A 12,514-nucleotide genomic window follows, 5' to 3' on the forward strand; every position below is an offset into this window, starting at 1 on the left:
CGCCCGGCTTACTTCGCTATCAGGTTGAGGATCTTGCCCGGCTTGTAAATAATCTTAACCAAAGCCTTTCCATCTATCGCATTTGCGACTGGTGTCAATGCTTTCGCAGCCTCAACGGCTAATTCTTCGGAACAATCGGGGGCGAGCTCGACGGTGCCCCTCATTTTTCCGTTTACTTGGACCCCCATCGTCACCATATCGTCCTTACACTGGGCTGGATCATACTTGGGCCAAGGCGCCAGCGAGACGAGGCCTTGCTGTCCCAGCTTTTGCCACAGCTCCTCGGCAATATGGGGAGCAAAGGGCATCAGCAGTTGGGCCAGGTTTGCCAGTACAGCCTTTGGACGGCTGTTCTCTTTATACATCTCGTTAACTAAGATCATCATGGCTGAGATGGCAGTGTTAAAGCTCATGTTCTCGATGTCTTCGCCCACCTTTTTGATTGTCTTGTGCATGAGACGCGTGAGGGCCTCAGAGGGGGTGCTGTCCTCTGCAATCAGTTTCCCCTCATCATCCACCGTCAGTCGCCAGGCCCTGTCTAGGAAGCGGCGTACGCCTTCGATACCCTGGTTGGACCAGGGTTTGGCTTTGTCAAAGGGGCCCATAAAACAAATGTAGACGCGACAGGCATCCGAACCAAACTCCTCACGAACGTCGTCTGGGTTGACCACGTTACCGCGGGACTTGGACATACGGCGCCCATCTGGCCCCAGTACGTCTCCCTGGTGGGCTAATTTCTGAAAGGGCTCGTCATAATCGGTCAGGCCGGCATCAAATAGAACTTTTTGCCAAAACCGGGCATATAAAAGGTGACCAACGGTGTGCTCGGGTCCACCGACATAAAGATCAACGGGCATCCAATATTTCTGGGCTTCCGGGCTAAAAGCCTGATCATTATTGTGAGGGTCCGTGTAACGTAAGAAGTACCATGACGACCCTGCCGAACCCGGCATGGTGTCCGTGCAGCGCCGACCCTCATTTCCTGAACGAGGGTCCACATACTTCACGAACTCCTGCACACGTGCCAGTGGTGGCTCCCCTTGCTCTGAGGGCTCATAGTCTGCAACCTCAGGGAGGAGAACAGGCAGTTCGTCTTGGGAAATGCCCCTCAATTCGCCATTGGGATACTCGACAATGGGAAAGGGCTCACCCCAGTAGCGCTGGCGGCTAAACAGCCAATCGCGCAGTTTGTACTGAGTTTGTCCCTGTCCTAAGCCCTTGCCTTCAAGGTGATCAATCATCTTTTGAATGGCCGATTGCTTGTCCAAGCCATTGAGAAAATCAGAGTTGACCAATTTTCCGTCGCCTTCAAAGGGCAGGTCTTCCTGGCTGTCCAAAACACGCAGAACGTCCAGGTCATATTTTTGAGCGAAATCAAAATCTCTTTGGTCGTGACCAGGAACGGCCATGATGGCACCCGTTCCGTAGTCCATCAACACATAGTCGGCGATCCAAATGGGGATCTTGGTGTTGTTAACCGGATTGATGGCGTAGGATCCAGAGAACACACCAGTCTTTTCTGCACCAACTTTTCGGTCTACTTCGGACTTGGATAGGGCAGTCTTACAATAGACCTCGACATCCGCCTTCTGTTGCGCAGAGGTTAGGACTTCGGTGAGTTCATGTTCAGGGGCGATCACCATGAAGGTGGCGCCAAACAAAGTATCAGGTCGAGTCGTGAAGACTTCCAGCTTGTGGCCTGAGCCATCAACTGCAAACTGAACCTGAGCTCCCATGCTCTTGCCAATCCAGTTACGCTGGCCTTCTTTGGTTCTGTCAGGCCAATCCAATTTGTCCAAATCCTGGAGGAGCCTTTCGGCATAGGCCGTGATCTTTAGCATCCACTGTTTCATGGGAACACGAACCACTGGGTGGCCACCTCGTTCGCTCAAGCCATCGACGACTTCCTCATTGGCAAGCACGGTTTTTAAAGCGGGACACCAGTTAACCGGGACTTCCTTTTGATAGGCGAGTCCTTTTTCGAAAAGCTTGAGGAAAATAAACTGTGTCCACTTGTAAAAGTTGGGCTCGCAGGTGGAGACCTCGCGATTCCAATCAAAGCTATAGCCAAAGGACTTTAGCTGGCGGCGGAAATTTTGAATGGCGTTTTGTGTGGTTTCTGCCGGGTGAATTCCCGTTTTAATCGCATATTGCTCTGCCGGCAGGCCAAAGGCGTCGTACCCCATAGGATGGAGAACATTGAAGCCTTGGGTGCGTTTAAAGCGCGCGACAATGTCTGTGGGAGTGTAGGAGGCGAGGTGGCCCACGTGAAGCCCGGCACCCGAGGGATAGGGGAACATATCCAGAGCATAGAATTTAGGTTTGTCGGGCGACATTTCAGCTTTAAAGCTGGCTTCGCTTTCCCAGACGTTCTGCCACTTTTTGTCGATTTCATTATGATTGTAGGCCATGTCGTCACTCTATCAATTTTACAGTCGCGAGACCACCAAAAGGCCCTCTCGCTGGATCTACGAATTGTCGTTATGGTTGCACCCAGGAAATAGTCTAGGCAGCCCTCTCAGTCAACCCAATGGATGGGCGGCTTAGGGCCAGTCGGCCAAAAATCCCTCTACAAGGGTGATTTCCCAGGGGTATGATAAAAGAATGAGTTCTAGTCTCGCGAATACAGACACCAGAATTCTGGTTGTTGACGATGATCCTGCAAGTGCCAAGTTGGTCCGAGTGGCTCTTGAGTGCGAGGGCTATCAGGTTTTGGTAGCTGGATCCGGAAAAGAGGCGATCAGGGAAATGTCCGATTGGAACCCTCACCTGGTTCTTTTGGATGTCAGTATGCCAGGCCTTAATGGACTGGACACACTTAAATACTTACGCGCCCGAAATCACTATGTCTCGACCATTTTTGTTTCGGGTCGGTCAGACACCGATGATGTGGTCAGGGGGCTTGATGCCGGTGCCGATGACTACGTATGCAAGCCATTTGATGCCAAAGAATTGCTCGGTCGGGTGAGGACACAGCTGCGTATTAAGCAGCTCAATGACAGTCTCAAGGCAGCAAACAAAAAGCTGAAAAGTCTGGTCGACAAAGATGACCTGACCGGACTGTTCAATATGCGCTCCCTCTATGAGAAGCTGGACAACGAGCTTAACCGTGCGCGGCGCTTCGGCCGTTGCGTCAGCGTACTGATGATGGACATGGATCACTTTAAGAGTGTCAATGACTCCCATGATCACCTTTTTGGCAGCTTTGTTTTACAGGAAGTGGGAAAAATCATTCGTAACAATATCCGTAGTGTGGACTTTGCCGCTCGCTACGGAGGTGATGAATTTCTCATTGTCCTCACGGAAATTGGTGTTGAAGGGGCTAGCGTGTTTGCGGAACGCCTGAAGAATCTCATTAAAGAATATGAATTCTCTCAGGGAACTCACAGTTCCCATCAGACGGTAAGCATTGGCTTGGCGGTCACTGAGAAGGGAAATCCCACCATAGACGCAAGAAGTCTGGTGAGATACGCCGATCACGCCCTTTACAAGGCTAAGGCTGAGGGACGAGATTGTGTTGTCATCTACGATCTCAAGAAGCAAAAAGGGGCCCTGGACGAGCCTATGGAGCCAAATCTACTACGTAAGGCCCGATAGGGCCAAACCCCAAAGGCTGGACAAGTGGCAACCGGAGCTGTCTCACCTAACCTTGATCTCTTGCCCTTAAAAGAATTTAAGATCAAATCCCTGATCGTCCAAAGTCAGGTACTCAAAAACAATCCTTGGAAGGATCCCACCCAGCGCCACCATGTCCTTCTTATGCCCAAAGGAGAGGTGCCCAGAGTCGGGTATCCCTTGGTGGTAGTCTTGGCTGGATTCACCGGCAACAGCCCCTCTTATCTTTCGCCCAAAAGCTTTGAAGACAACTTTGCCCAGATTGTGGATAAGGCTGTCGGAACTGGGGGTTGTCCACGGGCCTGTTTTCTGTTTGTTGATGGGATGACTTTTTGGGGGGGGTCGCAATTTATCAATTCAAGGGGGATGGGTAATTATGAGGATCACCTTATTGAAGAGGTATTACCCTTTGTTTTTTCTGAGTTCCGAATCGCCAAAGATCGCGTTTGTGTGATGGGTGGTTCCAGCGGTGGTTACGGGGCGCTTCACTTGGGGAGCTCCTACCCTAAGATCTTTCCTTGGGTAGCGGCGGTTGCACCTGATTGTTTCTTCGAACAGAGTCTCTTGCCTGAAATCTATACGGCATTGCCGATCATCGCCCGTTACGGTGGTATTCGCGAGATTGCCGGACTTCTAAGGGAAGGGCGCTTTCACCAACGTCGGGAGAGTCACTCGGTGTTGAACGCTATCGCCATGGGCCTGTGTTACAGTCCACACCCGAAAGCCAAAAATCAGGTGTTATTTCCAATTGATGAAAAGACGGGAAAAGTGCAGCTCAAAGTCTGGCAAAAATGGCTTGAGCACGATCCCTTAATTTTTCTGAAAGCGAGAAAGAAGAATGTGGTGCGTTTAAAGGGCGTGTTTCTTGACGTGGGTAGGGAAGATCAGTTTCATTTGCAGTGGGGGGCTCGCCAGCTGCGTGAAATTCTAAAGAAGCAAAATGTGAGTCATCATTATTCAGAGTATGACGGAAACCATTTTGATATCAGCACCAGGCGGCCTCAGGTTTGGTCCTGGTTAATGAAACAGTGGAAGTAGGGTGCATTGACAAAGACCAAGGTTAGAAGACAGTCGCAAGACGAAACGTCTCTGATAAAATCAGCGGCCCTGACCTCATTGTTTGGCGGTATCATTTTAATGGTCGTCAAATTTTGGGGTTACACTCAGTCAGGCTCTCAGGCTGTGTTTTCAGATGCCATGGAGAGTATCGTCAATGTGGTTGCGGCTGGCCTGGCTTTGTTTGTGATCTATTACGCCACCAAGCCCGCTGATGATGATCACCCCTATGGACACGGCAAGGCCGAGTACTTTTCAGCGGCCTTTGAGGGCGGATTGATTACCTTTGCCGGTCTCGTCATTGTGATTGAGGCCATCACAGCACTGGTGCAGGAGCGACAGCTTTATAATGCCTATCTGGGAATCATGGTTGTGGCCGGAGCCGGGGTGGGAAACCTCATTTTGGGATTGGCTCTTTTGCGAGTGGGCAAAACCCGGAAGTCAATCGCCTTGGTAGCGAGTGGCAAACATCTTCTCTCTGACTTTTGGACCAGTGTTGCCGTCATTGGCGGATTGGTGCTGGTATGGCTCACGAATCTCACGTGGCTCGACAGCGCCACGGCCATTATTATTGGAGTCCTATTAGCTCGTGAAGGCTTCAAGCTGGTTCGAGGATCTGTCGGTGGACTGCTGGATCAGGAGGATTTGGATGTTCTTCAGGAGTTAGAGTCTATATTTTCACCTCTGGCAACAGGTGGAATCATTCAAATCCATCACGTTAAAGTAATTCGCTCGGGTGCTTATCACCATATCGACGCCCATTTGGTACTGCCCGAGTTTTGGGATATTGCTCAGGCCCATGATCGCACGGATGAGTTTGAAACCTTGGTTATCAAAAACTACCCTTACGGCGGGGAGATGAACTTTCATCTCGACCCCTGTCGAAAAGCTTACTGTGCTGTCTGTGACTTGGAAAACTGCCCCGTCCGTGCCGAGCAGTTTAAAAAGAGAATGCCCGTAAAATTGGATCACCTTCGTTCACGGGAAGAGCCCAAAGAGTTTCGCGTCAAGGGAACTTCCCGTCCGACCTAAAAGGTTCCAGGTCCTATTCGTGGTCACGCCGCATCCAACCTTTCTGCTATGGCCTAAATTTGTCTAACGATCAAATCTGGTCTTACCCGCCGACAAATCAATGAAGGTCAAGTTAGCTGCGGTGTGACCACGAATAGGACCTGGAACCTTTTAGTAGCCGCCGGAGGCGCCTTCGCCGCGTAAGTCGTGAGCGCCTTCGAGAATGCCTTTGTCGTTAAGGCGAACTCCGTACACCCGGCCCATCCAGCTTTCTTCTACATCATGCTTCTTATTTTTCAGGCCGGATAGGGTTTCGGGCGCAAACTTCATGGTGTCGGTAAATAGCTTGTGCGGCAAAAACTGGTGATGAATACGGGGCGCCTGAATGGCCTGGTCTATATCCATTCCTGATACCAGGCTACGGTAAAGCACCTGGATGACACCACTGATAATCCGCGGACCACCGGGGGAACCAACGGACAAAACGATCTTACCGTCCTTTTCCACCAGAGTGGGACTCATGGAGCTTAAGGGGCGTTTACCAGGCTGTACATAGTTGCCCTTTCCCTGAATCAATCCATACATGTTGGGCTCGTTGGGCCGAGTGGTGAAGTCATCCATCTCGTTGTTAAGTGCAACACCGTACTTCTCGCTGACAACAGCCGAGCCATAGCTGCCGTTAAGTGTGACGGTCAAAGCCACACTCCGTCCTTCGCTATCCAGCACAGAATAGTGAGTGGTGTTGGCGCTCTCTTTTGCGGGCTCATCCGATAGGGGATCGAGTTTGGCGCTTTTGCGGGAAGAAATACTTTTGGCCATTTTGCTCAGGTAACTGTCTGAGAGCAGGAGATCAAGGGGATTCTGGTGAAAGTCGGGATCTCCGAGGAGAGCACGGCCCCGGAAAGAGCGACTCAGCACTTCGCCCAGGACATGAAGCTCATCGACACTGAAGGCTGGGTACTGATCCATCTTTGTTTGCTCAATGAGGTTGAGAGCGCTTTTTATGACGACACCACCACTAGAGGGAGGTGGCATTAGGTATAAGTGATAGCCCTTGAAATCAGTTTCAAGGGGCTTCATCCAGCGCACTCTGTAGCCAGCCAGGTCTTCCATCTCGATAACCCCGCCCGTTTTCTTAACTGTGTCGACGATATCGCGAGCCACGTCACCGGAATAGAATCCCTTAACATTCTTGGAGCGAAACAATCTGAGAGCTTTTCCAAGACTCTGCTGTTTGAGAATTTCGCCAGGCAGGTAGGGCTTGCCGTCCTTTTTAAAGAAATACTTTTTGCCACCGGCATTAAATCGAGTTTCCGATCCTATGGTTTTGCGGTGCCATTCTCCTGACACGCGAAAACCATTTTGCGCCAACTTCAGTGGTTCTTTAAACAATCGCGACCAGGGAAGCTTGCCATATTTTTTATGCATTTCCCAAAGGCCGGCGGCAAAGCCAGGCACTCCAACGGCACCTCCGCCGGTGATTGAAGAGTCCTTTTCTCTTTGAACATAAAAAGTAGGAGATGTTGCTTTAGGCGCGATTTCGCGAAAATCAAGAGCGTGGACCTCTTTGTCCATCTTGATGAGAGCAAAACCACCACCACCGAGAGAACCAAAATAAGGACTGGTCACGGCCAGGGTGAGACCGACCGCTACAGCGACATCAACGACGTTTCCCCCCTCTTCAGCAATGGCTTTGCCAATTTCCACGGCGTGGGGGGAGGGGCCAGCAATCATGATCTTGGTTCCTTCAGCGGGAACCGCTGTGGCTGACCAGGAAAGTGAAAGGGCAAAAATCCCAACCAAAAGACGATAAGCCATCGTTTTCATTTGTTTCTCTCCTTATTGTGCGAGTCCTCAATTTGTCACTTTTGGAGGCTAAGTTCAACAGAAAGGCCAACTGAAGTCCGGGGCTTAGAGAAATTACCTGGTCATCTTGTTGCCCGACCCCCGGTTGGTTTGATACAGAGAGCCATCATGGCAGGCAGCGCGCAACTTCGGGTCTCTAAGACCAAAGACATTCCGAATCCTAATTATTACGTGAAAGCACTGGGCAGTGAGTTTGCGTCTTGGGCCTATGATGAGGAAAAGGCCCCCTCCTTTAAGGGTAAATGGCGCTCAGAGGTCTTTGCTGTCGATGAAGATGCCTTCTTGGACTTGGAGATCGGCACAGGCAACGGCTATCACTTTGCTCACCGTGCGGAGACTCAACCTGAGCGCTGTCTCTTAGGTATCGAACTCAAATACAAGCCCCTTATTCAAAGCGTCCGTCGTGCTGTGAATGCCGAATGCAAAAATATGCGGGGTATGCGCTACAATGCCCGGCTGATTTCAAACCTTTTTGCCCCCGGCGAACTCGATGATGTCTTTATACACTTTCCAGATCCTTGGGAAAAAAAGCGCCAGCGCAAACATCGATTGATTCAGCCTGACTACATGAAGCTCCTCTTTGAGATGCAGCGTCCGGGTTCCACTATTGAATTCAAAACTGATAGTCGCTCCTACTTTGACTGGGCGATCGAAGTGTTTGAGTCCTGTCCATATACATTAGACAGGACCAGTTTCGATCTCCATCAATCAGAGTATGCGGCGGAGAATTTTATTACCCATTTTGAGCGGCTTTTTCTCCGCCAAGGCCTGCCTATTCATTATGCTCGTCTGATTCGCTCTTGATCAGGATTTTTCAATTTCAGACTAGCGACAAATGTCCCTTTTTACGTTTCGCCTTTGTAACTCTGAAACAGGGAGATCGATAGACTGAGTGAACCGGGGAGGAAGATTTCCCAACCACCTTGCCGGAGAGTCCATCCTTTGGAGCAAATTGGCAATTGAGAAGGGTAGGTCACCCGGCCTTGACGGCAAATCAGTCAGCTCGACGGTGGTGGCCTGGACGCTCTCTAGGTGTAGGTAAAACCCGGCTTCATAGTCGGTCCACGGGCTTGGCAAGACACGACCATCTGTACTGAGCTGGCCGTAATCCTGACATTGGCAACGCAAGTCGATTCGGTAACTGAGCTCACCCCGTACCAGCGCTTTGGGGCCAAGCCGTACAACAATGTGAGTGTTTAAGTCTTGGAGTAATTGGGCATCACCGCTGGTGGCAAACTGCATGGAGATTAGGCGCCTGAGGGTGGCGCCCTTGTCCTCCTTCACGCATAGAGGGTGAAGTGAAAGCCAAAACTCTCGATTTATTCGCAGAGTGATAGGAAAGAGGTGGGGGTTGGAGACCTCCAGCTGAGCGATGGGCAAGGGTGGGTTTTCTTGTCGTCCTCGGTAATTGGTTTTGTGTTGGTAATAGGTCCAATTCACTGAGGGTGGGGGGACGGGGCTTTGTAAAACAAAGGGCAGTGACCAGGAAGAGAGCCCCCTTTGGTTGAAGCCCAGCACCCGACAGTGCTGTCGTGGGTCTTCCAACATGGGGAATTGAGACAAGATATGGGGGCTTTTCCAGATTGGATCTCCAAGGGAAATCCGATTTTGTTCCAGTGACAGTGGGCTAACAAAACTCTCACAGTGGAGTTCGAAGAACGAGGACCGGGACGAGAGAATTTGCATCTGAGGAAATTGTTCGGGCGAAAAGGGTTTTTGATTCAGCAAGGGCCTGAGGAGAAACTGACCCTCAAACAGACTGAGGTCCCCTTCAAGAGGCATCTCAACTTCGGCGGTGAGATTAAACTCATGTCGTGCCCGAGTTTGAGGTTGAATGGCCACAAACTCAAATCGGCAGGTCGCTTCGGTGAGGTGGTGATTGGGCGAAGCGAAGAACTCAGTTGGAAGAATCTCAGAAAAGTAAATTTGGTTCTCCATGGGCCGGCGGTTTTCAAAGCTGTACTCCCGTCCTTCGAATTGGCAAATGGTTTTGGAATTGAGCTTCACCACACTGTCCGAACCTCGGACGGAGTACCCGTCAAAAGATAGGGAATCCAGACTCGATATTTTGAGATTCTGGTCCAAATCGGTCAAAATCTGAACGCTGTTGTCCTTGGCATGAACAATACTTGGTGCCCGTATTTTAAGTTCGGGTGGGGTCGCCAGGCTTGCTGACGGGTCGCTTTTGTCCGAAGTACAGGACTCAAGTCCGAGACTGAGTCCGAAAATCAGGAATATTAAGGTCGATTTCTTGCTTAGTTTCATAGTTCACCTCCATTGAAGGTCAACCTGAGCAAGACTAAGGCCAGCTACCAGTAGGGTGCGTCCACAGAAACATCTCCTAAAACATACGCCTGGCAACTCAGTCTTTCCCCGGCCGGAATGGCAAGTTCGTTCTTGCGACGGGTCTCGACCATGGTTTCGGCCGAAAGATTCTCGCTGCCGGAAACGACTTGGACTCGACACCTGCCACAGACACCCTCGCCACCACAAGAACTAGCTACTGGACGTCCGGCCGAGAGCAAGGATTCCATTAAGGTGGCCTTTGCCTGCGAAGTGATCTTAAATTGGCTACGAGCGAGCGTAATTGTTGCCATGAAACAAGCCTATCAGGTGTGAAGGCCGGGTCTACCAAAATCAATGGGCAACAGTTGGCCGGGTGAAATCAATGTGCTAGGCTTTTCTATATGGGAACCGGTGATAAAAGCATGGCAGTACTTGGTGCAAGTCGCGGATTTGGTCGCGCCTTTTGTCATCGCATTTGGGATGATTCGGAAGATCGCAAACTTCTCCTCATGGCACGTAAGGCGGAGCTCCTTCAGGAACTCAAAGACGACCTCAACGATGCAGAAAAACACCAAAATACTAAGCCAAATCTGGTGGAGTATTTTGCTTGCGATTTTTCCAGTGAAGCAGGACAGATTCAGGCCTTTCACCAATTGGAGCTTTTTCACCCGCAACGGATTTTTTATTTTGCCGGCGGCGGACCCTATGGGGCATTTGAGAAAAAGTCCTGGAAGGACCATGTGTGGGCATGGACGGTCACATTTGTGTTTGCAGCGCGAGTCGTTCACTGGGCTATGCAACATGAAGTGGAGCAGGTGGTCCTGATTGGCTCAGCTATTTCGGAGGCGCAGGGAGATCCGAGAGCCGCGAGTTACAGTTCGGCCAAGCATGGCCTATTGGGTCTGGTGCGTTCTATCCATTTGGAGAACCCTGCATTTGATTTAAGGGTATTCAGCCCTGGCTACATGGACACGGACCTGTTGCCCGCACACGCACCCCCGCGTCATTCGGAGGAAATGAAATCCCCTGAAGAGGTGGTGGAGGTTTTGTGGAAATGGGTCAATGAAGAAAGCCAGACCTACCACTACGTCTTTGCCTGATGACTCTCTGGACATTGCTTTTTCCTTTTGATTGGCTAAACTAGCCCGACCTAATTTTGCCTTTGCGAAGGAGATCACGTGAGTGAGACGAACGTTAAAGATGTGGTGATTATTGGTTCTGGTCCTGCCGGCTTGACTGCGGCCATTTACACGGCACGGGCGAATTTGAATCCTCTGGTTATTGAGGGTGAGGAATCTGGCGGCCAATTGATGACCACAAACGATGTGGAGAACTTTCCTGGATTTCCAGAAGGTGTGACTGGGCCAGAACTCATGTCCTTAGTCCGCAAGCAAGCGGCAAGATTTGGAGCTAAGTTTGTTACTCGCAATGTATCGAGTATCGACTTGTCTAAACGACCCTTCAGAATGACGGTTGGCAAGGAGGAGTACTTAGCTCATTCGGTCATCATCTCGACAGGGGCCAGTGCCCGTTATTTGGGTCTGGAAAATGAAAAACGGTTGTTGGGAAAGGGTGTGTCGGCGTGTGCGACCTGTGATGGAGCTTTTTTTCGCGATCAAAATGTAACGGTGATCGGTGGGGGTGACACCGCTATGGAAGAGGCGATGTTTCTCACCCGCTTTGCGACGAAAGTATGGGTCATTCATCGTCGCGATTCATTTCGTGCCTCGAAAATCATGGCAGATCGGGTTCTCAACAACCCCAAAATTGAGGTACTATGGAATTCTGAGTTGAAAGATGTATTGGGTGACAACGAAGTGACGGGTATTCGCGTCTACAACAGCAAGACGGATGAAACCCAGGATTTGCCCATGGACGGTGTGTTTTTGGCCATTGGTCACAAACCCAATACAGAAATTTTTAAAGGACAGCTTGAGATGAATGAAACAGGATATCTGGTGACCCAAGCAAAAAGCACCTACACCTCAGTGGAGGGTGTATTCGCTGCAGGTGACGTTCAGGATCATGTCTATCGCCAGGCTATTTCAGCTGCGGGCACTGGATGTATGGCAGCAATCGACTGTGAGCGTTGGTTGGAAGCGCAGGAGCACAGTTGATAAGCCGCAGGTTCACGTTCTAAGGAGGGGACGAAGGCCATGTCCAAAAATAAGAAGATCGACACAAAGGACTTTCTCGACAAAGTCAAAAAAATGGCCAAAGACAGAATGTCCGAGGGAAAAGTGGTCTCTCTGGACTCCTTTCGTGGCCTGGAAAAGAAGGATCCCCATCGCATCCTGATTATTGAGGATGACGAGACCATGAGGGCAGCCCTCAAGCGCATATTTGTGGCCGATGGTTTTGAAGTGGTGACGGTAGCCGATGGTACTCACCTCACCCAGGTGTTGGACGATTCCCCTATTGACCTTGTGATTCTTGATATAGGCTTGCCATGGATCAATGGATTTGAGTTGGCCCAACTGATGAAGGAAGATCAGGACTTGCGGCGCATCCCTCTGATTTTTGTTTCGGGTCGCACTAGCGATTTAGATGTGCGCAAAGGCTTTGAGCTAGGGGCCGTGGACTACATCAAAAAGCCCTTTGATGTGGAGAAGATCCGCAAAACAGTACAAACTCTACTAAAACTGAATAAGTAGCAGATCCCGCAAAACACGGGGGCTGA

General features: G+C 50.5%; 11 protein-coding genes. 7 read left to right on the forward strand and 4 right to left on the reverse strand.

All coding sequences use genetic code 11. The features are described 5' to 3' along the window. Positions 1-8 precede the first annotated feature (8 nt). A complete protein-coding gene (locus tag H6624_18505) occupies positions 9-2,411 on the reverse strand; it encodes a leucine--tRNA ligase (protein ID MCB9086337.1) in 2,403 nt (800 codons plus the stop codon). Positions 2,412-2,604: 193 nt separating this feature from the next. On the opposite strand from H6624_18505, the gene H6624_18510 reads away from it, so the two are divergent. From H6624_18510 to H6624_18520, 3 genes are read left to right on the forward strand one after another with little or no spacing between them, the layout of a single operon-like run. After that, entirely contained in the window at positions 2,605-3,597 is a 993-nt protein-coding gene (locus tag H6624_18510; protein MCB9086338.1) for a diguanylate cyclase, read from the forward strand. A 24-nt stretch (positions 3,598-3,621) separates the two neighbouring features. Further along, a complete protein-coding gene (locus H6624_18515) occupies positions 3,622-4,653 on the forward strand; it encodes an enterochelin esterase (protein ID MCB9086339.1) in 1,032 nt (343 codons plus the stop codon). A 6-nt stretch (positions 4,654-4,659) separates the two neighbouring features. Further along, positions 4,660-5,703: a cation transporter gene (locus tag H6624_18520; protein MCB9086340.1), complete on the forward strand. Its 1,044-nt coding sequence runs from the start codon at positions 4,660-4,662 to the stop codon at positions 5,701-5,703. Between the two features lie 150 nt (positions 5,704-5,853). Here H6624_18520 and ggt read toward each other — a convergent pair whose 3' ends face one another. After that, positions 5,854-7,509, reverse strand: a complete 1,656-nt coding sequence (ggt, locus tag H6624_18525) for a gamma-glutamyltransferase (protein ID MCB9086341.1) — start codon at positions 7,507-7,509, stop codon at positions 5,854-5,856. A 147-nt stretch (positions 7,510-7,656) separates the two neighbouring features. Here ggt and trmB point away from each other — a divergent pair, with 147 nt between their 5' ends. After that, a complete protein-coding gene (trmB, locus tag H6624_18530) occupies positions 7,657-8,352 on the forward strand; it encodes a tRNA (guanosine(46)-N7)-methyltransferase TrmB (GenBank protein ID MCB9086342.1) in 696 nt (231 codons plus the stop codon). A 21-nt stretch (positions 8,353-8,373) separates the two neighbouring features. Here trmB and H6624_18535 read toward each other — a convergent pair whose 3' ends face one another. Next, entirely contained in the window at positions 8,374-9,813 is a 1,440-nt protein-coding gene (locus H6624_18535) for a hypothetical protein (protein MCB9086343.1), read from the reverse strand. Positions 9,814-9,857: 44 nt separating this feature from the next. Then, entirely contained in the window at positions 9,858-10,145 is a 288-nt protein-coding gene (locus H6624_18540; GenBank protein MCB9086344.1) for a (2Fe-2S)-binding protein, read from the reverse strand. Positions 10,146-10,256: 111 nt separating this feature from the next. On the opposite strand from H6624_18540, the gene H6624_18545 reads away from it, so the two are divergent. The 3 genes from H6624_18545 (at position 10,257) to H6624_18555 (ending at position 12,488) form a co-directional block, all read left to right on the forward strand. Beyond that, positions 10,257-10,934: an SDR family oxidoreductase gene (locus H6624_18545; protein MCB9086345.1), complete on the forward strand. Its 678-nt coding sequence runs from the start codon at positions 10,257-10,259 to the stop codon at positions 10,932-10,934. Between the two features lie 78 nt (positions 10,935-11,012). Further along, positions 11,013-11,951, forward strand: a complete 939-nt coding sequence (gene trxB / locus H6624_18550) for a thioredoxin-disulfide reductase (protein ID MCB9086346.1) — start codon at positions 11,013-11,015, stop codon at positions 11,949-11,951. 39 nt (positions 11,952-11,990) lie between these two features. Next, positions 11,991-12,488 carry a response regulator gene (locus H6624_18555; protein ID MCB9086347.1) on the forward strand — a complete coding sequence of 166 codons (498 nt, stop codon included), beginning with the start codon at positions 11,991-11,993 and terminating at the stop codon, positions 12,486-12,488. Positions 12,489-12,514 lie beyond the last annotated feature (26 nt).

The organism is Pseudobdellovibrionaceae bacterium, assembly GCA_020635075.1.
Taxonomy (GTDB): Bacteria; Bdellovibrionota; Bdellovibrionia; order Bdellovibrionales; family UBA1609; genus JADZEO01.

Excerpts from the sequence above, each read along its gene's own strand:
- H6624_18505 (MCB9086337.1), bottom strand. The coding sequence starts at position 2,411 with ATGGCCTACAATCATAATGAAATCGACAAAAAGTGGCAGAACGTCTGG.
- H6624_18510 (MCB9086338.1), top strand. The coding sequence starts at position 2,605 with ATGAGTTCTAGTCTCGCGAATACAGACACCAGAATTCTGGTTGTTGAC.
- ggt (MCB9086341.1), bottom strand. The coding sequence starts at position 7,509 with ATGAAAACGATGGCTTATCGTCTTTTGGTTGGGATTTTTGCCCTTTCA.
- trmB (MCB9086342.1), top strand. The coding sequence starts at position 7,657 with ATGGCAGGCAGCGCGCAACTTCGGGTCTCTAAGACCAAAGACATTCCG.
- H6624_18535 (MCB9086343.1), bottom strand. The coding sequence starts at position 9,813 with ATGAAACTAAGCAAGAAATCGACCTTAATATTCCTGATTTTCGGACTC.
- H6624_18540 (MCB9086344.1), bottom strand. The coding sequence starts at position 10,145 with ATGGCAACAATTACGCTCGCTCGTAGCCAATTTAAGATCACTTCGCAG.
- H6624_18545 (MCB9086345.1), top strand. The coding sequence starts at position 10,257 with ATGGCAGTACTTGGTGCAAGTCGCGGATTTGGTCGCGCCTTTTGTCAT.
- H6624_18555 (MCB9086347.1), top strand. The coding sequence starts at position 11,991 with ATGTCCAAAAATAAGAAGATCGACACAAAGGACTTTCTCGACAAAGTC.